This window comes from Azonexus fungiphilus (assembly GCF_003634965.1).
In the GTDB taxonomy this organism is placed as follows: Bacteria; Pseudomonadota; Gammaproteobacteria; order Burkholderiales; family Rhodocyclaceae; genus Azonexus; species Azonexus fungiphilus.
Genome location: NZ_RBXP01000019.1, coordinates 165,545 through 187,895 on the forward strand (window position 1 = coordinate 165,545; position 22,351 = coordinate 187,895).

At 67.3% G+C, this 22,351-nt stretch carries 21 protein-coding genes and 2 tRNA genes; 9 read left to right on the forward strand and 14 right to left on the reverse strand.

Annotated features, from left to right (window positions below):
• Positions 1–30 precede the first annotated feature (30 nt).
• Positions 31–258: a hypothetical protein gene (locus DFR40_RS15685; protein ID WP_121459442.1), complete on the forward strand. Its 228-nt coding sequence runs from the start codon at positions 31–33 to the stop codon at positions 256–258.
• 7 nt (positions 259–265) lie between these two features.
• Here the strand turns inward: DFR40_RS15685 and DFR40_RS15690 are convergent, their stop codons facing one another.
• From DFR40_RS15690 to DFR40_RS15705, 5 genes are all read right to left on the reverse strand, one after another.
• Positions 266–1,399: an ABC transporter permease gene (locus DFR40_RS15690; protein ID WP_121459443.1), complete on the reverse strand. Its 1,134-nt coding sequence runs from the start codon at positions 1,397–1,399 to the stop codon at positions 266–268.
• A gap of 1 nt (position 1,400) precedes the next feature.
• On the reverse strand, positions 1,401–4,163 hold the full coding sequence (gene rbbA, locus DFR40_RS15695; RefSeq protein WP_121459444.1) for a ribosome-associated ATPase/putative transporter RbbA: 2,763 nt from the start codon (positions 4,161–4,163) through the stop codon (positions 1,401–1,403).
• Between the two features lie 6 nt (positions 4,164–4,169).
• Positions 4,170–5,156, reverse strand: coding sequence for an HlyD family secretion protein (locus DFR40_RS15700; protein WP_121459445.1), 987 nt, complete (start codon positions 5,154–5,156; stop codon positions 4,170–4,172).
• An 84-nt stretch (positions 5,157–5,240) separates the two neighbouring features.
• Positions 5,241–5,375 carry a hypothetical protein gene (locus tag DFR40_RS17510; protein WP_281270085.1) on the reverse strand — a complete coding sequence of 45 codons (135 nt, stop codon included), beginning with the start codon at positions 5,373–5,375 and terminating at the stop codon, positions 5,241–5,243.
• Between the two features lie 18 nt (positions 5,376–5,393).
• A tRNA-Ser gene (locus DFR40_RS15705) sits at positions 5,394–5,481 on the reverse strand.
• A 121-nt stretch (positions 5,482–5,602) separates the two neighbouring features.
• On the opposite strand from DFR40_RS15705, the gene DFR40_RS15710 reads away from it, so the two are divergent.
• Positions 5,603–6,292, forward strand: a complete 690-nt coding sequence (locus tag DFR40_RS15710; protein ID WP_121459446.1) for a Bax inhibitor-1/YccA family protein — start codon at positions 5,603–5,605, stop codon at positions 6,290–6,292.
• A gap of 45 nt (positions 6,293–6,337) precedes the next feature.
• Here the strand turns inward: DFR40_RS15710 and rlmD are convergent, their stop codons facing one another.
• Complete coding sequence (rlmD, locus tag DFR40_RS15715; protein ID WP_121459447.1) at positions 6,338–7,636, reverse strand: 23S rRNA (uracil(1939)-C(5))-methyltransferase RlmD; 1,299 nt, start codon at positions 7,634–7,636, stop codon at positions 6,338–6,340.
• 293 nt (positions 7,637–7,929) lie between these two features.
• On the opposite strand from rlmD, the gene DFR40_RS15720 reads away from it, so the two are divergent.
• The gene (locus tag DFR40_RS15720) at positions 7,930–8,172 is read left to right on the forward strand and encodes a hypothetical protein (RefSeq protein ID WP_121459448.1); all 243 of its coding nucleotides are present in this window, start codon (positions 7,930–7,932) and stop codon (positions 8,170–8,172) included.
• A gap of 98 nt (positions 8,173–8,270) precedes the next feature.
• Here DFR40_RS15720 and bamC read toward each other — a convergent pair whose 3' ends face one another.
• The 5 genes from bamC to DFR40_RS15745 all read right to left on the reverse strand — a co-directional run bounded on the left by bamC (position 8,271) and on the right by DFR40_RS15745 (position 12,991).
• The gene (gene bamC / locus DFR40_RS15725) at positions 8,271–9,407 is read right to left on the reverse strand and encodes an outer membrane protein assembly factor BamC (RefSeq protein ID WP_121459491.1); all 1,137 of its coding nucleotides are present in this window, start codon (positions 9,405–9,407) and stop codon (positions 8,271–8,273) included.
• Positions 9,408–9,422: 15 nt separating this feature from the next.
• Positions 9,423–10,301 (reverse strand): 4-hydroxy-tetrahydrodipicolinate synthase, encoded by an 879-nt coding sequence (gene dapA / locus DFR40_RS15730; protein ID WP_121459449.1) that lies wholly within the window; start codon positions 10,299–10,301, stop codon positions 9,423–9,425.
• Positions 10,302–10,379: 78 nt separating this feature from the next.
• Positions 10,380–11,354 carry a tRNA lysidine(34) synthetase TilS gene (tilS, locus tag DFR40_RS15735; RefSeq protein ID WP_121459450.1) on the reverse strand — a complete coding sequence of 325 codons (975 nt, stop codon included), beginning with the start codon at positions 11,352–11,354 and terminating at the stop codon, positions 10,380–10,382.
• Positions 11,326–12,291 carry an acetyl-CoA carboxylase carboxyltransferase subunit alpha gene (locus DFR40_RS15740; protein WP_121459451.1) on the reverse strand — a complete coding sequence of 322 codons (966 nt, stop codon included), beginning with the start codon at positions 12,289–12,291 and terminating at the stop codon, positions 11,326–11,328. Before DFR40_RS15740 ends, tilS begins: the two co-directional genes overlap by 29 nt.
• A gap of 58 nt (positions 12,292–12,349) precedes the next feature.
• The gene (locus DFR40_RS15745) at positions 12,350–12,991 is read right to left on the reverse strand and encodes a DNA-3-methyladenine glycosylase family protein (protein ID WP_245985706.1); all 642 of its coding nucleotides are present in this window, start codon (positions 12,989–12,991) and stop codon (positions 12,350–12,352) included.
• Between the two features lie 107 nt (positions 12,992–13,098).
• On the opposite strand from DFR40_RS15745, the gene DFR40_RS15750 reads away from it, so the two are divergent.
• Positions 13,099–14,250 (forward strand): EAL and HDOD domain-containing protein, encoded by a 1,152-nt coding sequence (locus DFR40_RS15750; RefSeq protein WP_121459452.1) that lies wholly within the window; start codon positions 13,099–13,101, stop codon positions 14,248–14,250.
• Here DFR40_RS15750 and DFR40_RS15755 read toward each other — a convergent pair whose 3' ends face one another.
• Positions 14,251–14,892 (reverse strand): MBL fold metallo-hydrolase, encoded by a 642-nt coding sequence (locus tag DFR40_RS15755; protein ID WP_121459453.1) that lies wholly within the window; start codon positions 14,890–14,892, stop codon positions 14,251–14,253. It lies immediately after the preceding gene.
• A gap of 119 nt (positions 14,893–15,011) precedes the next feature.
• Here DFR40_RS15755 and DFR40_RS15760 point away from each other — a divergent pair, with 119 nt between their 5' ends.
• Positions 15,012–15,848, forward strand: coding sequence for an HDOD domain-containing protein (locus tag DFR40_RS15760; RefSeq protein ID WP_121459454.1), 837 nt, complete (start codon positions 15,012–15,014; stop codon positions 15,846–15,848).
• Here the strand turns inward: DFR40_RS15760 and DFR40_RS15765 are convergent.
• Positions 15,845–17,764, reverse strand: a complete 1,920-nt coding sequence (locus DFR40_RS15765) for an ATP-binding cassette domain-containing protein (RefSeq protein WP_121459455.1) — start codon at positions 17,762–17,764, stop codon at positions 15,845–15,847. The genes DFR40_RS15760 and DFR40_RS15765 overlap by 4 nt on opposite strands.
• A 65-nt stretch (positions 17,765–17,829) precedes the next feature.
• Positions 17,830–19,869 carry a methyl-accepting chemotaxis protein gene (locus DFR40_RS15770; protein ID WP_147431346.1) on the reverse strand — a complete coding sequence of 680 codons (2,040 nt, stop codon included), beginning with the start codon at positions 19,867–19,869 and terminating at the stop codon, positions 17,830–17,832.
• A 119-nt stretch (positions 19,870–19,988) separates the two neighbouring features.
• On the opposite strand from DFR40_RS15770, the gene DFR40_RS15775 reads away from it, so the two are divergent.
• The 4 genes from DFR40_RS15775 to DFR40_RS15790 all read left to right on the forward strand — a co-directional run bounded on the left by DFR40_RS15775 (position 19,989) and on the right by DFR40_RS15790 (position 22,306).
• Positions 19,989–20,063: transfer RNA gene (locus tag DFR40_RS15775), tRNA-Arg, on the forward strand.
• Between the two features lie 21 nt (positions 20,064–20,084).
• Positions 20,085–21,140, forward strand: a complete 1,056-nt coding sequence (gene selD / locus DFR40_RS15780; RefSeq protein ID WP_211329818.1) for a selenide, water dikinase SelD — start codon at positions 20,085–20,087, stop codon at positions 21,138–21,140.
• Positions 21,141–21,914 (forward strand): fused MFS/spermidine synthase, encoded by a 774-nt coding sequence (locus DFR40_RS15785; RefSeq protein ID WP_121459458.1) that lies wholly within the window; start codon positions 21,141–21,143, stop codon positions 21,912–21,914.
• A 122-nt stretch (positions 21,915–22,036) separates the two neighbouring features.
• Positions 22,037–22,306, forward strand: a complete 270-nt coding sequence (locus DFR40_RS15790) for a hypothetical protein (RefSeq protein ID WP_121459459.1) — start codon at positions 22,037–22,039, stop codon at positions 22,304–22,306.
• Positions 22,307–22,351 lie beyond the last annotated feature (45 nt).

The window sequence follows — 22,351 nt, forward strand, 5'->3', positions numbered from 1 at the left end:
ATAATCAGGTACCCATCCCAGGCCGCAACCGTGTACCGCGTCGTCACCAAATATCGCAACGGCACCGCCCGCCCCGTCGTCGAACGGGGCCCCTGGCACACGTCCCGGAAAATCGCCGAGGACTGGGCGCAGACGCTGCGCGAGCACGGCTACATCGCCCACATCGAAACCCAGAACGGCCTGCTCGACGCAGGCGCGGCCGCTGCCGCCGGCGGCGACAACAGCGACCTGCTGGCGGCCTTGTCGAGCATGGCCTGAGCGGCGCCTAGACCTGGGTCTGGGTCACCGCCTTGCGGAAGCGCAGCAGCGCGATCACGAAGAACACCGCACCGACCGCGCTCATTGCCGCCAGGTCGGGCCAGACCACGTCGAGGCCGGCACCGCGATAGAGGATCGCCTGGGCGAGGCGGACGAAATAGGTGGTCGGCGCCGCCAGCATCAGGTCCTGGATGAACTGCGGCATGCTCTCGCGCGGCGAAACGCCGCCGGAGAGCAGCATCAGCGGGATGATGCAGAGGATCACCAGCAACCCGAACTGCGGCATCGAGCGCGCCAGCGTGCCGAGGAAGATGCCGATCGACGCCGCCGCGAACAGGTAGCAGGCGGCGGCACCGAGGAACAGCGGCAGCGAGCCGGCGATCGGCACCGCCAGCACGCGCTCGACCATCACCGCCAGCGCGAAGCTGACGCCGATCAGCACCGCCAGGCCGTTGGCCCAGATCTTGGCGAGCATGATCTCGAACGGCGTCAGCGGCATCACCAGCAGGTGCTCGACGGTGCCGTGCTCGCGTTCGCGGATGAAGGCGGCGCCGACCAGGATGATGGTCAGCATGGTGACGTTGTTGATCGCCTCCATGACGCCGCCGAACCAGAAGCCCTTGAGGTTGGGATTGAACAGCACGCGGCTGCTCAGGCGCACCGGCGCGGCAGCGGCGGCGCGGGTGCCGGTGAGGTATTCGGCGATCTCGCCGAGGGCGATGCTGCGAATGTAGTTGGCGCCGATGAAGGCCTGGCTCATGATCGTCGCATCGATGTTGAGCTGCAGGTCGGGCGACTTGCCAGCGAGCACGTCGCGCTGGAAGTTGGCCGGGATCACCAGGACGAAGTTGTAGCGGCCGGAATCCATGCCGGCATCGACCTCGGCCAGCCGGATCATCGCCGGCTGGCGGAAGTACGGCGGGTAGAAGGCGTCGGCGATGCGCTGCGAGAGCGGCGAGCGATCCTCGTCGACGATCGCCACCGGCGCATTGTTCAGCTCCTGCGAGACGCCGGTCGCGGCCTCGTAGATGGCCCCGGAAAAGGCCCAGCAGATGAGCAGCAGCAAGGTCTTGTCGGCCCACAGGCTTTTCAGTTCCTTGAGTCCGAGGCGGAAGATGCTGGCCAGGCTGGGCAGGCGCATGCTAGTTCTCCTGCTTCTTCAGCAGCGCCACGGCGAGCAGCGTCAGCACCGGGATGAAGGCGGCCAGCGCCAGGAACTGCGGCAGCAGGTCGGCGATGCCGAGGGCCTTGGTGTAGGTGCCGCGGCTGATGACCAGGAAGTAGCTCGCCGGGAACAGCTGGCCGATCCAGTAGCTGGCGCCCTCGAGCGCACCGACCGGCGTGGTCAGCCCGGAAAAGCTGACCGTCGGCAGCATGGTCAGGATCGCCGTGCCGAACAGCGCCGCGATCTGCGTCCGGGTGAAGGTCGAGATGAGCAGGCCGAGGCCGGTGGTGGCGACGACGTAGAGCGTCGCCCCGAGCGTCAGCGCCGCCAGGCTGCCCTTGATCGGCACCTGGAACACCAGCTGCGACTGGATCACCAGCAGCACGAAGCTGATCAGCGAGACGACGACATACGGCAACTGCTTGCCGAGCAGGAACTCGAGCCGGGTCACCGGCGTCACGTAGAGGTTGGTGATCGAGCCGAGCTCCTTCTCGCGGACGACGCCCAGCGCCATCAGGATGGCCGGGATGAAGATCAGCAGGATCGGGATCACCGCCGGCACCATCGCGTAGATGCTCTTGACGTCCTGGTTGTAGCGGTAGCGGGTGACCAGGTTGGCCGCCGCCGGCGCCGTGCCGCCGACGTTCTCGCGCGCCAGCTGCTGCAGGTAGAGCTGGTGCATGCCCTCGGCGTAGCCGCGCACCGTCTCGCCGCGGTAAGGCATGGCGCCGTCGATCCACAGGCCGATCTCGGGCGCCCGGCCGCGGCGCAGGTCGCGGCCGTAGCCTTCGGGGATGTCGACGGCCAGCGCCAGTTCGCCGTTCTTCATCCGGCGCTCGAGCTCGCCATCGTCGACGATCGCCGGGCGGGTGAAGAAATAGCGCGAACCGGCGATGTTCTCGACGTAGGCGCGGCTTTCCGGCGACTGGTCGCGATCGATCGCGGCAAAACGCAGGCCCTCGACGTCGAGCGAGATGCCGAAGCCGAGGACGAACATCAGCAGGGCCGAGCCGAGCAGCGCGAAAGCCAGGCGCACCGGGTCGCGGCGCAGTTCGAGCGCCTCGCGGCCGGCGTAGCCGAGCAGGCGGCGCAAGCTGAAAATGCCGCCCGGCTGACGGTCGACCGTCAGCGCCGGGGGGGGTTCGGGCGGTTCACGGTCGACCGCGGTTTTTGCCGTTTTTTCACCGTCGACCGTCAGCGTCGTGCCGCCGCCGGCGGCCTCGAGGTAGCCGATGAACGCCTCCTCCAGCGTCGCCGCGCCGCGCTGCGCCACCAGCGCCGCCGGCGTGTCGCTGGCGAGCACGCGGCCGGCGTGCATCAGCGAGATGCGGTCGCAGCGCTCGGCCTCGTTCATGAAATGGGTCGAGATGAAGATGGTCACGCCCTGCTCGCGCGACAGCTCGACCAGCAGCGCCCAGAACTCGTCGCGGGCGACCGGGTCGACGCCCGAGGTCGGCTCGTCGAGGATCAGGAGCTTCGGTTCATGAACCACGGCGACGGCCAGCGACAGCCGCTGGCGGATGCCCAGCGGCAGGTCGGCGGCGCGCTTGGCGGCGTAGTCGGCGAGCTTGAAGCGCTGCATCAGCGTCGCGATGCGCGGCCCGCGGGCGGCCGCCGGCAGGTGGAAGAGGCGGGCGTGCAGGTCGAGGTTCTCGGCCACCGTCAGCTCGCCGTAGAGCGAGAACGACTGCGACATGTAGCCGACCTGCCGGCGCGTCGCCAGGTCGCGCCCATCGACCGGCCGGCCGAACAGCCGGGCCTGGCCCTCGCTCGGCGGCAGCAGGCCGGTCAGCATCTTCATCGTGGTCGTCTTGCCGCAGCCGTTCGAGCCGAGGAAGCCGAAGATCTCGCCGCGGCCGATGCGGAAGCTGACCCGGTCGACCGCGGTGAAATCGCCGAATCGCTGCGACAGCTGCTCGGCCTCGATCGCCCAGTCGGCCTCGCCGGTCGCGGCGCGCGGCGGGATCGTCAGGCCGCCGCCGGCACCGCGACGGGCCGCCGGCAGGAGCTGGACGAAAGCCGCATCGAGCGTCGCCGTGGCGGTCCGCGCGCGCAACTCGGCCGGCGTGCCGGTGCCGAGGATGCGCCCGGCGTCCATCGCCACCAGCCAGTCGAAGCGCTCGGCCTCCTCCATGTAGGCGGTGGCGACGAGCACGCTCATGCCTGGCCGGCGCTCGCGGATGCGCTCGATCAGTTCCCAGAACTGGCGCCGCGACAGCGGATCGACGCCGGTCGTCGGCTCGTCGAGGATGAGCAGGTCGGGATCGTGGATCAGCGCGCAGCACAGGCCGAGCTTCTGCTTCATGCCGCCCGACAGTTTCGCCGCCGGGCGGTCGCGGAAAGGCGTCAGACCGGTCGCCGCGAGCAGGTCGGCGATGCGCCCGGCGCGCTCGCGCCTGTCCTGGCCGAACAGGCGACCGAAGAAATCGACGTTCTCGAAGACCGACAGCGTCGGATACAGGTTCTTGCCCAGGCCTTGCGGCATGTAGGCGATGCGCGGCTGCACCACGGCGCGGTAGCGGCGGTCGCCGATGTCGCCGCCGAGCACCTCGACCCGCCCCGACTGGATCTTGCGCGCCCCCGAGACGAGCGCCAGCAACGACGACTTGCCGACCCCGTCGGGCCCGATCAGGCCGACCATGCAGCCGGCCGGCAGGACGAGATCGATGGCGTCGAGCGCCAGCGCATCGCCATAGCGATGGCTGACCGCGCTCAGGCTGGCGACCGGCGGGCGGTCCATGCTCGCTTACTGCCCGTCGATCCGCAGCGCCGGCGGCCAGGCGACGTCGGCGTCGAGGCGCAGGTAGGCGACGCCGGGCATGCCGGCCTTGGCCAGGTCGGCGTGGGCGGCCAGCCAGGCCGGATCGGCGCGGACCTTGACGCGGAACATCAGCTTGTCGCGCTCGCCGCGGGTTTCGACCTCGCGCGGCGTGAACTGCGCCTTCGCCGCGACGAAGCTGACCCGCGCCGGGATCGGCGTCTGCGGCAGCGCGTCGAGGACGATCCGCGCCTCGCCGCCAAGGGCGATGCGGCCGGCTTCGCCGGTCGGCAGGTAGACGGTCATGAACATGTCGCCGAGATCGACCAGCGTCAGCGCCTTGCCGCCGGCAGCCAGGACCTCGCCCGGCTCGGCCAGGCGGTAGAGGACGCGGCCGGAAATCGGCGCCTTCAGTTCGCTGTCGGCCAGCGTCGCCTGCAGTGCCTCGAGGCGGGCGACGGCTGCCGCGACGCCGGCATCGGCGGCGCCGACGCGGCCCTGCGCTTCGGCCATGCCGGCGGTGGCGCCGGCCATCCCGGTCTGGTCGGTATCGAGCTTGTTGCGGCTGATGAAGCCGCGGCCGACCAGTTCCTCCGAACGCTGCAGCGTCTTGCCCGCCAGGGCGACATCGGCGCGCGACTTGCGCATCCCGGCCTGCGACTGCTCGAGCGCCCGCCGCGCCTGCTCGACCTGGGCCTCGGCCGCCCGCACCTGGGCGCCCAGTTCGGCGGCATCGAGCCGGGCGACGACGGCGCCGGCCTCGACCCGGTCGCCCTCGCGGGCGAGCACGGCGTCCAGGCGACCGGCGATCTTGCTGGCCACATCGACCTCGGTCGCCTCGAGACGGCCGTTGCCGTAGACGATGCCGGCGGGCAGGCCAGCCGGACGTTGCAGGTAGAGATAGAAGCCGACGCTTGCGGTCGACACGGCGAGAAGGGCAAAAACCAGCGGCCGGACAAAACGTTTCGTACTCATGGCAGACCCCGTCGGATTACTGACCAATCGGTCACTACTGTCCCGATTATAGGCCTGACGGCGTTCTCCGGCCAGCCGGCCGGCTCATTCCGGGGTCCGGAAGAAGATCAGCCAGGCACCGCCGATGGCCACCAGCAAGGGAATTTCGAACAGGAAGGGATAACGCCAGGCAAGGCCGACGCTGGCACCGACAAGGAGAAGATAGAGCAGGAAGCGCAAGGCGGCTCCGGTCGGAAGTGGCGGGTCCGGTGAGATTCGAACTCACGATGGGTTTCCCCACGCCGGTTTTCAAGACCGGTGCATTCAACCGCTCTGCCACAGACCCGCGGAAGGCGCGCATGATAACACAGGCGCCCCGGGCGATGCCGGCAGGGCGGAAGTTTGAAACTTTGTCGCGAGTCCGTTAGTCTTAGCCCTCGTATCAACCAGACTGGGAGTTAGCCCGGATGAACACCAACTTCGAAATCGCCCGCCAGGGCGCCACCGTTGCGACGCAGCAGAACCGCGTCCTGCGCAACACCTACATGCTGCTCGGCCTGTCGATGGTGCCGACCGTGCTCGGTGCACTCGCCGGCATCCAGATGGGCTTTTCCTTCTTCGCCGGCAGCCCGCTGATTTCCTTCGTGCTGTTCATGGGCATCGCCTTCGGCTTCATGTGGGGCATCGAGAAGAACAAGGATTCCGGCCTCGGCGTCGCGCTGCTGCTCGGTTTCACCTTCTTCATGGGCCTGATGCTGTCGCGCATCCTCCAGTTCGCGCTCGGCTTCGCCAACGGCGGTTCGATGATCGCGCTGGCGGCCGGCGGCACCGGCGCCATCTTCTTCGTCCTGTCGTCGATCGCCGCCACCAGCAAGCGCGACTTCAGCGGCATGGGCAAGTTCCTGTTCGCCGGCGTCATCCTGGTCCTGCTCGCCGCGCTGGCCAACATCTTCTTCCAGATTCCGGCCCTGTCGCTGGCAATCTCGGCAGCCGTCGTCGGCATCTTCTCGGCCTACATCCTGTACGACATCAACCGCATCGTGCAGGGCGGCGAGACCAACTACGTCACCGCCACGCTGGCCGTCTATCTCGACGTCTACAACGTCTTCGTCGGCCTGCTGCAGCTGATCATGGCCTTCACCGGCGAACGCGACTGAGCGCGCCAAGGCGTTAGCAAAAAGGGCGGCCGCGGCCGCCCTTTTTCATGCCCGCTCGAACAGTGCGATCGACTCGACGTGGGCGGTATGCGGGAACATGTTGACGATGCCCGCCGCCGCCAGCCGGTAGCCCTTCAGCGAACAGAGCACGCCGGCGTCGCGGGCCAGCGTTGCAGGATTGCACGAGACATAGACCAGGCGGCCCGGCGCGTCATCGCCGAGCGCCTTGCACAGTTCGACGGCGCCCTCGCGCGGCGGATCGATCAGCATCTTGTCGAAGCGGCCGAGCCTGGCCAGCGATTGCTCGGTGCATTCGAAGAGATTGGCGACGCCGAAATCGACCCGCTCGCCCAGGCCGTTGGCGATGGCCGCCTCGCGCCCGCGGGCGACCAGCGCCGGACTGCCTTCGATGCCGACCACCGAGGCGCCGCTGCGGGCGATCGGCAGCGTGAAGTTGCCCAGCCCGCAGAACATGTCGGCGATCCGCTCACCCGGCTGCGGATCGAGCAGGCGCAGGGCGCGGCGGACCATGACGCGATTCACCGCGTGATTGACCTGGGTGAAGTCGGTGGGCCGGAAATCGAGCTCGAGATCGAACTCCGGCAGCGTGTAGGACAGCCGGGGCCCGGGCAGCGGATGGAAACGGCGGGCGCTGTCCGGCCCGGACGGCTGCAGGTAGACGACGACGTCGTGGCGGTCGGCGAAGGCACGCACCGCCTTTTCGTCGCTGACGGTCAACGCCTGCAGAATGCGAAAAACCAGCGTCGTGCAGTGCTCGCCGACGGCAACCTCGATCTGCGGCAGGCGGTCGGCGATGCTCAGGCCGCCGACCAGCTCGCGCAGCGGCATGAGCAGGTCGGAAACATGCGGCGGCAGCACCCTGCAACTGCGGATGTCGGCGATGTAGCTGCTGCGCCACTCGTGGAAGCCGATCAGCATGCCGCCGCGCGATTCGACCTTGCGCACGCCCAGTCGCGCCCGGTGACGGTAACCCCAGGGGGCGCCGTGGATCGGCGGCAGGATCGTCGCAGCCCGGACGCGCCCGATGTGCCACAGGCTGTCCTCGAGCACGCGCTGCTTGGCGGCGATCTGCGCCGACGGTTCCATATGCTGCATCGCGCAACCGCCGCAGATGCCGAAATGCTCGCAGGCCGGCTCGACCCGGGCGACCGACGGCTTGACGACGCGCACCAGATGGGCCAGCTCATACTTCGGCTTGCGCCGGAAGCTGGCGTAATCGACGGTTTCCCCGGGCAGCGCACCATCGACGAAAATGGCCTTGCCGTCCTCGCGAACGATGCCGCGGGCCTCATGATCCAGCGATACGACTTTCCCGATCGGCACGGTCGACTCCGGTAAAAGCGCGGATTCTATCAACCGGCCGGGCTTGGCGCCAACGCCGGTGGAGGCTTCGGCGAGCCCAGAAAAACGGGCGCGTGCGTCGACATCGTTGCGGGAGACGGGAAAAATTCACGGCCGCGCAAAAAAATTAGCGCAAAACCATTCCCAATTGTGACGTTTGGTTACCTCGCTGCGTCGCAGCATTTTTTTTGCGCTATAATTTTCAGCGGATCGGTAAACACCGACCGCAACATATCTATTCAGATTTTGTAGCTTCTTGTCGATAAGGAAATCTCATGAACAAGTCCCTCCTCGCTGCCGCCCTGTTTGCCCTCGCCCTGACCGCTTGCGGCAAGAAGGAAGAACCGGTTGCCGCCCCGGCTCCGGCCCCGGCCCAAGAACAACAAGCTGCTGCCCCGGCCGCTCCGGCTGCCCCGGCTGCTGACGCCGCCGCTGCTCCGGCCGCCCCGGCTGCTGCCCCGGCTGACGCTGCTGCCGCTCCGGCTGCTGCTGCCCCGGCCGCCGAAGAAAAGAAGTAATTCTTTTCCGCCAGCAATAAAAAACGGGGCTTCGGCCCCGTTTTTTATTGTCCTGAATTTCCCGCACCGCCCTCGGGCAGCGCGGGAATCGAGGCGGATTACTGCAGTTGCTGCTGCAGCAGGCCGAGGATCTTGCGTGCGGTCTCGGACTGATCGGCGCCGCCTTCCGGCGTCAGCACCTGAATGGTCGAACGACCGCCGACATCCTCGACATGGATGCGGAACTGCTCGCGCGAGGTCGCCGGCTTGTCGCTGCTCTTCCAGAAAGCCAGCTTCGACAGCATGCCGTCGCTCTTCTTGCTGGCGTTGTCGAGTTCCGGGTCGACGTAGCGAACGAAGTACAAGCCCCGCGAACGATCGCGATCCTCGACCGTGAAGCCGACACGATCAAGCGCCAGGCCGACGCGCCGCCAGGCGCGGTCGAAGCGATCGAACACCTCCAGCTTGCCACTGCCGTCGGCGGCCGCCAGGCGGGCCCGCGGCTCGCTCTTCGGCGCGACCACGGCAGCCTGGGCGCGCTTTTCCTCGGCGCCGAGGCGAACCATCAGGCGACGCAGCATCTCGGCCTCGAGTTCGGGATCGGCAGCACGCGGCTGCCAGCGGGTTTCCTCACGCGCCGACGAGGTATACACCTCTTCCATACCGCGGTGACTGATGTAGATCTCGGTCGTCCCCGGCTCGCTACCGGGCTCGAGGCGGGTGCGGAACTTGTCGCGCTCGCCGGTCGAATACAGGGAATCGAGGATGCGACCAAGGGTGTTACGGATCAGGTCGCCCGGAATCTTGGCGCGGTTCTCGGCCCAGTCGGTCTCCATCACGCCGGCTTCCGGACGCTCAATATTGACGATGAAGCCGGTCTCCTGCCAGAACTCCTTGACCGGATCCCAGAGCTTGTCGGCCGGGGTGGCAACGACCAGCCAGCGCTGGCTGCCGGAACGCTCGACGCGCACCTTGTCGACCTGCGGCAGCACGACCGACTGGCCGGCCTGCGCTTCCGGACGACGCTCGGCGGAATAGGCGGAGAAGGTTGCCGAGCCCTTGCCACCGTCGTCCGGCACCAGGTAGCGGTCATCGCGATTAAGCTGCGACAGGTCGGGCGGCACCTCCAGCGTCGGCACCTTGCCGGCGGACTTGTATTCGATCTTGCGCGATTCGGGCAGCACCTCATTGAGCGTGCAGCCGGCAACGGCGACGCTGACGAGACACAGGGTAAGGCCGGGAAGCCGACGATTCATCGTTTTCATACTCCGTCAGACGGTGATGCCGGCCTGGCGCATGGCGTTCAGGACTCGGGCGTGGTTGGCTTCGGACAACGGCGTCAGCGGCAGGCGGATGCCCTCGGACATCATGCCCATGCGGCTGACCGCCCACTTGACCGGGATCGGATTGGCTTCGCAGAACAGATCGCGGTGCAGGCCGAGCAGACGGAAATGAATTTCCCGGGCACGGGCAACATCGCCGGCAGCAGCGGCGATGCACATTTCGTGCATCAGGCGCGGCGCCACGTTGGCGGTCACCGAGATGTTGCCGTGGAAACCCATCATGATCGACAGCACGCAGGTCGCATCGTCGCCGCTGTACAGCGCAAAGCCCTTGGGCGCGCGCTGGATCAGGTCGTAGGCGCGGTCCATGTTGCCGGTCGCATCCTTGACGCCGACGATGCCGGGCACTTCGGCGAGACGCAGGATGGTGTCGTTGCTCATGTCGGCGACGGTACGGCCGGGGACATTGTAGAGCAGCACCGGCAGCTCGACGGCCTCGGCGATCGCCTTGAAGTGGCGGTAGAGGCCTTCCTGGCTCGGCTTGTTGTAATAGGGAACGACCGAGAGCGCCATGTCGGCACCGGCCGTCTTGGCGAAGCGGGTCAGTTCGATCGCTTCGGCGGTGGAGTTGGCGCCGGTCCCGGCGATCACCGGAATGCGCCCGGCCGCGTGGTCGACCGTGACCTTGATCAGTTCGCAATGCTCGTCCACATTGACCGTCGGCGACTCGCCGGTGGTGCCGACGACGACGATCGCATCGCTGCCTTCGGCGACGTGGAAATCGACCAGGTTGCGCAGCGCGTTCAAATCAAGGCTGCCATCTTCGTGCATCGGCGTGACGATGGCGACAAGGGATCCGGTAATCATGGCCTGTTAGCTCAAAAGTAATCCGGTGATTGTAACTGAAGCCTTCCGGCTGATGAAAGGCAAGGCGGTAAGCAATTGTTATTCTGACAGCAACCAGTGCAGCCGGCCGCGAGTCAGACGCATACGGCCGGCCGGCAGGCGCAGTTCGGGATGACGATCGGGCGCTGCGACCAGCAACTGGCGAGCGAATTCGTCGAGCCGCGCGGCGACCGGCGGCTGCCAGCCGAGCTGGCGCAGACGCCAGCGCAGCAGGTTCTTGAGGCGGGCGAAGGAAAGCCGGCGTAGCCCGTCGAGGGCGGCGGCATCGCCGACACGGACGGCTGCCCAGTCGCTCGCGGCGACTTCGTCGAGCAGGTCGACGGCCTCGCCGAAATGGCCGGCGGCCTGGGCCAGATTGGCTTCGACACCGGGAAAGCGGGCAGCGATCACGGTCAACACCTCGTGACGCAGGAAATTCCGGGAAAAGCGCCGGTCGTCGTTGCTCTCGTCATCGATCCAGGTCAGGCCGTGCGCCGCGGCGTAGGCGTCGATCGCTGCCCGCGGCACATCGAGCAACGGGCGCAACAGGCGCAGACCGGCCTGCGTGCGCACCTCGCGCATCGCCGCGGCGCCGGCCAGGCCGCTGCCGCGCAGCAGGTTGAAAAGCAGGGTTTCGGCCTGATCGCCGCGGTGCTGGGCCAGCAGCAGATCGGCCGCCGGCGGCAGGTGGGCGGCGAAAGCCGCGTAGCGGGCAGCCCGGGCGGCCGCTTCCAGCCCCTGTGCGGAACTGCGCTCGACGTGCACCGGGACGACTTGCAAAGGTACCGCCAGCGCGGCGCAGGTGCTCCGGCAGAAATCGGCCCAGGCGCCGGCATTGGGTGAGAGGCCGTGATCGACATGAATCGCCCGCAGGCGCCCCGGGACCAGCTCACCGGCGAGCAGGTGCAACAGGACGACCGAATCGCGGCCGCCGGACAGCGCCAGCCAGACCGGCCCGCTGCCGGCAAGGCGGGCGGCGACGAAGGCGCCGACCCGCGCAGCAGGATCAGGCAGCCTGTTCCTTGAACCGGCCATAGCTCATCAGGCGCTCGTAGCGCTGCGCCAGCAGCGTATCGACCGGCAGTGCGGCGAGTTGCTTGAGCGATTCCTGGAGGGCCTTCTTGAGGTTGGCGGCCATCGCGACGTGATCGCGGTGGGCGCCGCCGAGCGGTTCGTTGACGATGCGGTCGACCAGGCCCAGCGTCTTCAGGCGCGGCGCCGTGATGCCCATCGTCTCGGCGGCTTCCGGCGCCTTGTCGGCGCTCTTCCACAGGATGGAAGCACAGCCTTCCGGCGAGATCACCGAATAGGTCGAGTACTGCAGCATCTGCACCGTGTCGCCGACGGCAATGGCCAGCGCGCCGCCGGAACCGCCTTCGCCGATGATGGTGACGATCACCGGCACCTTCAGTTCGGCCATCACGTAGAGATTGCGGCCGATCGCCTCGGACTGGCCGCGCTCTTCGGCGCCGATGCCGGGGTAGGCGCCGGGGGTATCGACGAAGGTCATCACCGGCAGGCCGAATTTCTCGGCCAGCTTCATCAGGCGCAGCGCCTTGCGATAGCCTTCCGGACGCGGCATGCCGAAGTTGCGGTAGATCTTTTCCTTGGTGTCGCGGCCCTTCTGATGGCCGATGACGACCACCGCCTGGCCGTTGAAGCGGGCCAGGCCGCCGACGATCGCATGGTCGTCGGCAAAGGCGCGATCGCCGTGCAGCTCTTCGAAATCGGTGAAGATGTGCTGGATGTAATCGAGCGTATACGGACGCTGCGGGTGGCGAGCGACCTGGGAAATCTGCCAGGGCGTGAGCTTGGCGTAAATATCCTTGGTCAGTTGGGCGCTTTTCTTTTCCAGGCGGCCGATTTCTTCCGAAATGTCGACCGCGGTGTCGTCCTGGACGAAGCGCAGCTGTTCGATCTTGGCTTCGAGGTCGGCGATGGATTGCTCGAAATCGAGGAAACTAGTTTTCATGGACTGCTCGGTTCTTGAGTTGGCGCGCATTTTACCCCAAAGGTCGGAGGGCAATGTGTCAGTACGCGACCGGAAGCGGATCGAGACTGCGCCAGAGGTGCCAGGTGGCGACCGAACGCCACGGCCGCCAACGCTCGCCGACCTCGGCCAGGACGCGGCGCGAGGGCTTTTCGCCGGCCAGGTAGCGCATCCCGACGGCACGCTGCAGGCCGATGTCGTCGAGCGGATAGACGTCGGGACGCATCAGGTTGAAGATCAGGAACATCTCGGCGGTCCACCGGCCGATGCCGCGCACCGTGCACAGTTCTTCGATCAGCGTCGCGTCATCGAGCTGCGGCCAGCCGGCCGGGTCGAGGCGGCCGTCGGCGAAATGCGCAGCGAGGTCAACGAGGTACTCGATCTTGCGCTGCGACAGCCCGCAACCGGCCAGCCCTTCGCCACCGAGCGCCAGCAACGGCGCCGGCGCGACGCTGCCGACGCGGTCGACGAAACGCGACCAGACCGAATCGGCGGCCTTGACCGAAATCTGCTGGCCGACGATCGAACGGGCCAGCGTGGCGAAGGGATCGCCGCGCGAGGCCAGCGACACGCCGGCGTGTCGCTCGACCAGTTCGGCCATCAGCGGATCGGCCTCGGCCAGCGCCTGCGAGGCGGCCTCCCAGTAATCGGGGCGGATCTCGGAAAACACCGGGGAAATCACCGGAATTCCACGGTCGACCGTGGAAAAAGGCAAAAAACCGGACGCCGCCCGACGACGCCCCGCAACGAATTTGCTACCATCCCCGCACTCTCCCGGAAGCCCTGACAATGACCGCCACAGGATACACCTTCATCCACCCCTTGCTCGGCCATCACGACGTCTGCGCCGGCTATCTCGTCGAGAATGCGCCAGCCGGCGCTGCGCCGGGTGCGGACGAAGTCTTCCAGCACCCGGTCTTTGCCGAATTCGACCACCGCCACCCTTGGTACGTCCCCGCCACGCCCCTCGACAAAGGCGTCGGGGAACGCGTCGTGGCGACTTTCCAGGGTGCCGGCGCCGAATCCGCCGGCGAACTCGAGGCCGCACTGCGCCAGGCCCGGCGCAAGCTGGCCCTGCACCTGCCCGGCAACGGCCGCTTGCCGGCCGCCGGCGCCTGGGACAACCTGCTGATTCCGCTCAGCCAGGCGCGCACGCAGCCGCCGTTCACGCTGCACGGCTTGTCGACCCGCACCCAGATCGTCGCCACCGGCGTGCAGAACCACAGCGACCGCGAATGGGCGCTGGCCAACGCCTGCGCACTGTGCACCGGCGAATACCTGATGACCCGGAGCAGCCTCGGCAAGCGGGCCGACACGACGCGCCAGAAGATGCTCCGGCTGCTCGCCCTGATCGCCCAGGATGCCGACACCGACGAGCTCGACGACATCTTTCGCCAGGAAACCAAGCTTTCCTACAGCCTGCTGCGCCTGGTCAATTCGGCAGCGATCGCGCCGCGCACGCCGATCACCAGCTTCGCCCAGGCGATCAACCTGCTCGGCCGCCGCCAGCTCGAGCGCTGGCTGCAACTGCTGATCTACGCCGATCCGGACAACAGCCACCAGCCTAACCCGCTGCTCTACAAGGCGGCGGTACGCGGTCGCCAGATGGAACTGCTGGCACCGCAGCTGCAACCGCTGCCGGACCTGCCCAACCTGGCCGACGGCGCCTTCATGATCGGCAGCTTCTCGCTGCTCGACGTCCTGCTCAACATGTCGATGCCGGAAATCCTCCAGCAACTGCCGCTGTCGACGACGATGAACGACGCCCTGGCACACCATGCCGGCAGCGCCGGCAAGCTGCTACTGGCCCTGGAAGCAACGGACCGGCGCAACCTGCCGGTGGCCGCCGGATTGCTCGAGGAACTGGCGATCGCCCCGGCTCGCTTCGTTGACGCGCAGATGCAGGCCCTGAGCTGGGCGGCCCGCATCCACACGCCCTGATCAGCCGAAGCGGCCGCTGAGGAAGGGGTTGTAGCGGCGCTCCTCGCCCAGGGTCGACATCGGCCCGTGGCCGGGAATGAAATCGACCGCGTCGCCGAGCGCGAACAGCTTGTCCTTGATCGAGGCGATCAGCGTCGCGTGGTCGCCACGCGGAAAATCGGTACGCCCGATCGAGCCCTGGAAGAGCACGTCGCCGACCTGGGCCAGCTGGCTCGGCGCATGGAAGAAGACGACATGGCCCGGGGTGTGGCCGGGACAGTGCAGGACCTCGAGTTCGACGTCGCCGAAGCACACGCGGTCGCCGTCGGCCAGCCAGCGGTCCGGGGTGAAGGCGGCAACCTCGGGAAAACCGAACATCTTGCTCTGCTGGGCCATGCCGTCGATCCAGAAGGCGTCGTCGGCATGCGGCCCTTCGACCGGCACGCCGGTCCGTGCCACCAGCGCGGCAACGCCGCCGGCGTGATCGATGTGGCCATGGGTGACCAGCACCTTGGCCAGCGTCAGCTGCTCGGCGGCAAGCACCGCCAGGATGCGGTCGACATCGCCGCCGGGATCGATCACCGCGGCCTGGCGGGTCGCCTCGCACCAGAAGATGGTGCAGTTCTGTTCGAAGGGAGTGACGGGAACGATCTGGTAACGCATGGCGGCAACGGCAAATTGAAGACAGCGGCGATTATGTCACGCCCCGGACCTTGCCCGGCACCGGACGCCCCCTTACACTGGACGCATCGCCACCGCAGGCCTTTGCCAGGACGCGCCGCATGCTCGACCACCCCCTGCCCGACCGTGATGCCTGGGTCCTGCTGTTCAGCAACAGCAGCCTGCCGGTGCTGCGCGCAACCAAGCGCCGCCTCGAGGAAATGCGTGCCGACCTCGACAACGTCGATGCCCGCGAACTCGCCCGCGTGATCCTGCACGACCCGATCATGACCGTGCGGGTGCTCGCCTACATCCAGCCGTTCCGCGGCCGCTCGCTGCAGCACGACATCGCGACCATCGCCGGCGCCGTGATGATGGCCGGCCTGCTCCCCTTCTTCCGCCGCTTCGATGCCTTGCCGACGATCGAGGACAGCCTGCACGAGTGCGATCCACACGCCCTGCTCGGCGTCCTGCATGCCATCCGTCGCGCCCAGCGCGCCGCCGACTACGCCCACGACTGGGCGATCCGCCGCCACGACCTGAACCTCGAGGAAGTGCGCATCGCCGCACTGCTGCACGACCTTGCCGAAATCCTGGTGGGTTGCTTCGCGCCCGCACTGGCCCTGGAAATCCAGGCCCGCCGCCGGGCGCAGCCCAAGCTGCGCAGCAGCGAGGCACAAATGCAGGTGATCGGGATGAGTTTCCAGGACATCCAGCTGGCGCTGTGCAAGGTCTGGCATCTGCCCGACCTGCTCGGCCAGCTGATCGACGACAGCCAGGCCGACAACCCGCGGGTCCGCAACGTCTCGCTGGCCGTCCGCCTGGCCCGCCATTCGGCCAACGGCTGGAACGACCCGGCACTGCCCGACGACTACCGCGAGATCGGCGAACTGATCAACCTGACGCCCGACGCCGTGCGCCAGCACCTCGACCCGGACGCCACGGCAGCGGCCGATTAAGCGCCGACACGCGCCTCGAGACTTTCCCAGCGTTCGAGCAGCGCCAGCAATTCGTCGTCGATCGCCGCCAGCCGTTCGGACGCCTTCTGCGCCCCCTGCGGGTCGCGCTGGTAAAGCGCCGGATCCTCCAGCTGCGCGGTCAGCGCCGCCTGCTCGGCCTCGAGGCCGGCGATCTTCTCCGGCAGGGCTTCGAGCTCGCGCTGCTCCTTCCAGCTCAGCTTGTCGGCTTTGGCTTTAACGGCTTCGGCGGGCTTCGCCACCGGCTTGGTCTCGCTCTTCGGCTTGTCCACAGCCAGCTTGGGCTGGCTCGCCTGGTAGTTGGCCCAGTCACTGTAACCGCCGGCGTACTCCTTCCAGACGCCATCGCCTTCGGCGGCGATGGTCTGGGTGACGACGTTGTCGAGGAAGGTCCGGTCGTGGCTGACCAGGAACAGCGTGCCGTCGTAGTCCTGGAGGAGTTGTTCGAGCAGTTCCAGGGTGTCGATGTCGAGGTCGTTGGTCGGCTCGTCGAGGACCAGCACGTTGGCCGGCTTGGCAAACAGTCGGGCCAGCAGCAGCCGGTTGCGCTCGCCGCCGGAGAGCGAACTGACCGGCGAACGGGCGCGTTCGGGCGCGAACAGGAAGTCTTCGAGGTAGCCGATGACGTGCTTGCGGGCGCCGCCGATCTCGACCCAGTCGGAACCCGGCGAGATGACGTCGGCCAGGGTGGAATCCGGATTGAGCTGGGTGCGGAACTGGTCGAAGTAGGCGATTTCCATCTTCGTCCCCTGACGCACGCTGCCGGCGTCCGGCTGCAGTTCGCCGAGGATCAGCCGCAGCAGCGTCGTCTTGCCGGCGCCGTTGGGACCGATCAGGCCGATCTTGTCGCCGCGCTGGATGCGCGCCGAGAAATCGGCCACGATCGCCCGTTGACCGTAAGATTTGACGACATGCTCGAGTTCGGCGACCAGCTTGCCGCTCTTGTCGCCGACTTCGAGCTGCAGGTTGACCTTGCCCATGCGCTCGCGCCGCGCCTGGCGTTCGGCGCGCAGGCGGTCGAGCCGCTGGACACGGAACACCGCACGCGTGCGCCGCGCCTCGACGCCCTTGCGGATCCACACTTCCTCTTCCTTGAGCAGCTTGTCGGCGCGCGCGTTGGCCAGCGCCTCCTCGTGCAGCATCGCTTCCTTGCGCTGCTGGTACTGGCTGAAGTTGCCGGGAAAACTGGCCAGCTTGCCGCGGTCGAGCTCGACGATGCGGGTGCTGACCCGGTCGAGGAAGGAACGGTCGTGGGTGATGAAGAGCAGGGTCACGCCGGATTCGATGAGCAGCGTTTCCAGCCATTCGATGGCGGCGATGTCGAGGTGGTTGGTCGGCTCGTCGAGGAGCAGCACTTCCGGCGCCACGGCCAGCGCCTGGGCCAGCGCCAGGCGCTTCTTCTGGCCGCCGGAGAGGCTGCCGACCTGCGCTTCCGGATCGAGCCCGAAGCGGGCGATGACCTTTTCCGCCTGCGCCTCGTAGGCCCAGGCGCCACGCGCCTCGAGTTCGTGCTGCAGCGTATCCATGCGCGCCAGCAGGGCGTCGTGATCGCCCTGTCCTTCGCCGAGGCGGTGTGACACTTCGTGATACTCGGCGAGCAGGGTCGACGTCTCGCCCATGCCGGAAATCACCGCTTCGAAGACCGAGTGCGCCGGATCGAAGGGCGGCTCCTGCGGCACGTAGCCGACCCGGATGCCCGGCTGCACCCAGACCTCGCCGTCGTCCAGCCGGCCCTTGCCGGTGCCGGCCGCGATCGCCGCCAGCAGCGACGATTTGCCGGTGCCGTTGCGGCCGATCAGGGCGACGCGTTCGCCGGGATCGAGCTGGAACTCGGCATGATCGAGGAGCGGCACGTGGCCATAGGCCAGACAGGCATCGGCAAGCTTGAGATAGGGCATCGCTGGTAACGAAAACGGCGCCCCGCAAGGCGCCGATCAGTGGGAGAAGCCCGGATTCTAAACGCTCACAGCGAGAACCGGGACAATTGTGCCTGCAGTTCGTCGGCCAGCCGTTCGAGATCCTCGGCCCGCTGGCGATTCGCCAGGGCCCGCTCGTTGGTGCCCTCGGCCGCCTGGGCAATGCGCTCGACCAGACGGGCGATCTCCTGGCTGGCCGCGCTTTGCTCGCGGGTGCCGTCGGCAATCTGCATGACCACGCCGACCGTTTCCTCGACCCGCCCCTCGATCGTCGTCAGCGAATCGCCGGCATCGCGCGCCAGTTCGACGCTGCTGCTCATGTTGCCGCTGACCGACTGCATGCGCGTCACGGCATGGGTCGTCTCCTTGAGGATCGCCTCGACCGTGCTGGCGATTTCCTGGGTGGACAGCGCAGTCCGCTCGGCGAGCTTGCGCACCTCGTCGGCGACGACGGCGAAACCGCGCCCCTGCTCGCCGGCACGGGCCGCCTCGATGGCCGCATTGAGCGCCAGCAGGTTGGTCTGCTCGGCAATTTCGCGGATCACCCCGACGACACTGGAAATCTGCTTCGAACGCTCGCCCAGGGTCTCGATCAGAGCCGCCGACTCGCCGATCTCACTGGCCACGCGCTCGAGTTCGTGCATCGTTCGCGTCACCACCTGGCGACCGCCACCGGTGACCGAGCGCGAATCCTCGGAAATCTGCGCCGCCTGGCGGGCGTTGTCGGCCACGTGGGAAATGCTCACCGACAATTGCTCGACCGATGCGGCAATCCCGGAAGCCGACTGCGAAGCCTGGCCGGCACTTTCGAGGGCACGTTGCGCGGCATCGCGTACCTGATGGGCCGACTGGCCGACCTGGGCCGACGTCTGCGCCACCCCGCTGACCAGCTTGCGCATGCCTGCCGCCATTTCGTTGAAGGCATGCGCAATCGCATGCACCTCGTTGCGACTGCGCGGATCGGCCTGCTCGACAGTCGCCCGCAGATCGCCGGCACTCAGCCGCGACACGGCATCGACCAGCTGCGCCAGCCCGCGCAACCGCGAGCGCACCAGGAACCAGGTGACCAGCGCCAGCAACAACGCCGCCAGCACGCTGACCAGGATCACCATGTTGCGCAAGGCGCGGCTTTCCTCGAGATACTCATCCAGCCAGCTACCGGTCGCCACCGTCCAGCCCCAGTTGTCCGAGGTTGCGGCAACGACGATCTTCTCACGCTCGCTACCGCCGGCATCCGGCATCTGATACCGATAAACGCCGTTCCGGGTGGCCAGGATCCGGGCAACAGCGTCCTTGGCCGTAGCCGGCACATCGACCTCGGACAACAGCTTTTCCTGAAATTTCGGGTGCAGCACGAACTCGCCGTCGCCCTTGTCGCCGACCGGGCGGACGATGTAGACATAGCCTGTCTTGCCGGCAACGATGCTGCCGAACTGGGCACGGATCCGCTTGAGTTCCTCGGCCAGCGAAATGCGCACCGAAACCGCCCCCCAGGCGGTACCGCCGGCATCGCGCAGCAGGCGAACCGTGCTGAAATAATACTTGCCGCCACGAATCGCCAGCCCCTGGTAGTCCTTGCCCGCCTTCAGGGAAAGCGCCACCGGGTCGTCGTCCTTGACCGGGACGCCATGCATCGGCTTGCCGTTCTTGTCGCGCAGCAAAGTCGCCAGGCGATAGACCTTGCCGTCGCGCAACAACAGCAAGGCCGCCTCGTCTCCGGTCAGCGACTGGAAGGACTTGAGCAGGCGATCATTGCCGTTGAGCAACTCGCCGCCCAGACGGACGGCCGGCAGATCGACGTCGCCGGTACGCACCAGATCGCTGCCCGGCGACAGATTTCCGTTCAGGAAACGCAGAAAAAAATCGGCTTGCCGGCCACCCCGTTCGCGCACTTCGTCAAACAGCGCGTCGAGCGTGCCCGCCATCAGCTTCGCCTCGCGGGTCAGGTTCTGCTCGGCAACGCTGATGGCTGCGCCATCGGCACGGAACTGGACGGTCATGGCCATGGCCAGGAAGACGACAGCCAGTGCACCAACGATGGCGACGATCAATTGCTGGGCAATCGGTCGATGGGAAAAATGGTTCACGGTCGACTCCTCCGATTTTTAAAATTTTATTATTTATAGCATATTTTGACACTCGCGCCACAACCTACCCCTCGCCTTGCCAAGCCGGTACAATGCGCCCCTGCCGAACTTTCCGGCCTGCCTCCATAGTTAAATGGATATAACACGCCCCTCCTAAGGGCGAATTGGTGGTTCGATTCCACCTGGGGGCGCCAGCGACCCGAATGGAAGCCACGATGACCACGACTCCCCGTCTCACTTCGCTGTCGCATGGCGGCGGCTGCGGCTGCAAGATCGCCCCCGGCGTGCTCGCCGACATCCTCAGGGGCAGCAACCGCTTGCCGGTTCCACCCGAACTGCTGGTCGGCATCGAGACCTCGGACGATGCCGCGGTGTACAAGCTCAACGACGAACAGGCGCTGGTCGCGACCACCGACTTCTTCATGCCGATCGTCGACGACCCCTACGATTTCGGGCGTATCGCCGCGACCAACGCGATTTCCGACGTCTACGCCATGGGCGGCCGGCCGATCATGGCCCTGGCTCTGGTCGGCATGCCGATCAACGTGTTGCCGCAGGACACCATCCGGCGCATCCTCGAAGGCGGCGAAGCGGTCTGCCGCGCGGCCGGCATCCCGATCGCCGGCGGCCACACGATCGATTCGGTCGAGCCGATCTACGGCCTGGTCGCGCTCGGCCTGGTCCATCCGGACAAGCTGCGCCGCAACGCCGACGCCCGCCCCGGCGACCGACTGGTCTTCGGCAAGCCGCTCGGAGTCGGCATCCTCTCGGCAGCATTGAAGAAGGACGCGGTCGACGCCGACGGCTACGCAAAGATGATCGCGACGACGACCCGCCTCAACACCCCTGGCCCGGCCCTCGCCGAACTGCCCGGCGTGCACGCGATGACCGACGTCACCGGCTTCGGCTTCGCCGGCCACGCCCTCGAGATCGCCCGCGGCGCCGGCTGCACGCTGGCCATCGACTGGTCCCGGGTGCCGCTGCTCGACGGTGTCCGCGAGCTCGCCGAGCGCGGTTTCGTGACCGGCGCTTCGGCCCGCAACTTCGCCGCCTACGGCAGCGAGATCGCCCTGCCCGCCGGCTTCCCGGCCGCCGAACAGGCCCTGCTCAGCGACCCGCAGACGAGCGGCGGCTTGCTCGTTTCCTGCGCCCCCGAGAGTGTCGAGGCTGTGCTGGCGATTTTCCGCGAGCACGGTTTTGCCGATGCCGCCGAGATCGGCGAGGTGCTTCCCCGCGGCCCGGCACCGCTGCTCGTGCGCACGGCGGCCTGAATGCGCAGGACCGGTACGCCACCACGCCACGCCATCGACATCAGCGAAGCTGACGGCGTCCGTTACCTGCATTTCGGTTCCGAATGGGTGCAGGGCGCGATGCGCGTCGCCCGGCCGTGGTCGCTCGAACTCGACTACACCCGTGAAATGATGGCCGGGCTGCTCCTGCGCGACGCCGCCCGCTGGCCGCGCACGGCATTGCTGATCGGCCTGGGCGCCGGCTCGCTGGCGAAGTTCATCCACCGCCACTTCCCGGCATGCCGGATCACCGTCGTCGAGATCAACCCCCAGGTCGAATTCGTCGCCCGCCAGTACTTCCGGCTGCCCGACGACCCGCTGCGCCTCGATGTCCGCATCGGCTGCGGCGCCGACTACCTGCAGACGAACAAGCGCCGCTTCGACCTGATCCTCTCCGACGGCTTCGACGCCGGCGGCCGCCCCGGCATGCTCGACACGCCCGCCTTCTACCAGACCTGCCGCGCCGGCCTGAGCGACGACGGACTGTTCTGCGTCAACCTGCTGCGTGAAAAAGGCTTCGCCAGCAGCGTCGACCGTATCCGCTCGGCGTTCACCGACCGGATCGCCGTGTTCCCGGCCTGCGCCAGTGGCAACACCATCGTTTTCGGACGCGGCGAGAACGGCGTCGAGGCCACGCTCGGCGAACTCGCCGCACGGGCCGCCGAACTGCGCGCCCGGACCCGGCTCAACCTGCTGCCGACGGTCGACCGCCTGCGCCAGGCCGGCATCTCCGACGCGGCGCCGCTGCGCCTGTAACAAGGCGCTTGAGTTCTCCGCCCGGGCTGCTATAAAACAGTCATCCTCCACCGACAACAACGACAAAGGCGGACAGAACAACGACAAGACCCGTCCATTCTGCCCAAAGACCCGGAGGAGCCATGCTGTCCATGCAAGACGTCATCGATTATTGCGATCTCGACCGCGGCGAAATCGAAGCGATCGCCGAACACGAACACGTGCCCATGGCGGTTGCCGCCGAAATCAGCGAAATCCTGCTGTGCTCGCCCGAGGGCGTCTGCCAGCTGCACACGATGATCATCGAGAACATGCAGCGGGCGCTTGAGGTCGGCCAGCAGCAGCGCGTCCTCGACCTGATCCGGACCTACGAGCACCTGCAGCGCACACATCCGCTGCCGACCCGGCACTGAAACGACAAGGCCCGCCGCCAGCTGGCGACGGGCCTTCCCCACGGC

Bases quoted from the DNA above. Each gene is read 5' to 3' on its own strand.
- DFR40_RS15690 (WP_121459443.1), bottom strand. From the start codon at position 1,399: ATGCGCCTGCCCAGCCTGGCCAGCATCTTCCGCCTCGGACTCAAGGAA.
- rbbA (WP_121459444.1), bottom strand. From the start codon at position 4,163: ATGGACCGCCCGCCGGTCGCCAGCCTGAGCGCGGTCAGCCATCGCTAT.
- DFR40_RS15700 (WP_121459445.1), bottom strand. From the start codon at position 5,156: ATGAGTACGAAACGTTTTGTCCGGCCGCTGGTTTTTGCCCTTCTCGCC.
- DFR40_RS15710 (WP_121459446.1), top strand. From the start codon at position 5,603: ATGAACACCAACTTCGAAATCGCCCGCCAGGGCGCCACCGTTGCGACG.
- DFR40_RS15720 (WP_121459448.1), top strand. From the start codon at position 7,930: ATGAACAAGTCCCTCCTCGCTGCCGCCCTGTTTGCCCTCGCCCTGACC.
- bamC (WP_121459491.1), bottom strand. From the start codon at position 9,407: ATGAATCGTCGGCTTCCCGGCCTTACCCTGTGTCTCGTCAGCGTCGCC.
- dapA (WP_121459449.1), bottom strand. From the start codon at position 10,301: ATGATTACCGGATCCCTTGTCGCCATCGTCACGCCGATGCACGAAGAT.
- tilS (WP_121459450.1), bottom strand. From the start codon at position 11,354: ATGGCCGGTTCAAGGAACAGGCTGCCTGATCCTGCTGCGCGGGTCGGC.
- DFR40_RS15740 (WP_121459451.1), bottom strand. From the start codon at position 12,291: ATGAAAACTAGTTTCCTCGATTTCGAGCAATCCATCGCCGACCTCGAA.
- DFR40_RS15750 (WP_121459452.1), top strand. From the start codon at position 13,099: ATGACCGCCACAGGATACACCTTCATCCACCCCTTGCTCGGCCATCAC.
- DFR40_RS15755 (WP_121459453.1), bottom strand. From the start codon at position 14,892: ATGCGTTACCAGATCGTTCCCGTCACTCCCTTCGAACAGAACTGCACC.
- DFR40_RS15760 (WP_121459454.1), top strand. From the start codon at position 15,012: ATGCTCGACCACCCCCTGCCCGACCGTGATGCCTGGGTCCTGCTGTTC.
- DFR40_RS15765 (WP_121459455.1), bottom strand. From the start codon at position 17,764: ATGCCCTATCTCAAGCTTGCCGATGCCTGTCTGGCCTATGGCCACGTG.
- selD (WP_211329818.1), top strand. From the start codon at position 20,085: ATGACCACGACTCCCCGTCTCACTTCGCTGTCGCATGGCGGCGGCTGC.
- DFR40_RS15785 (WP_121459458.1), top strand. From the start codon at position 21,141: ATGCGCAGGACCGGTACGCCACCACGCCACGCCATCGACATCAGCGAA.
- DFR40_RS15790 (WP_121459459.1), top strand. From the start codon at position 22,037: ATGCTGTCCATGCAAGACGTCATCGATTATTGCGATCTCGACCGCGGC.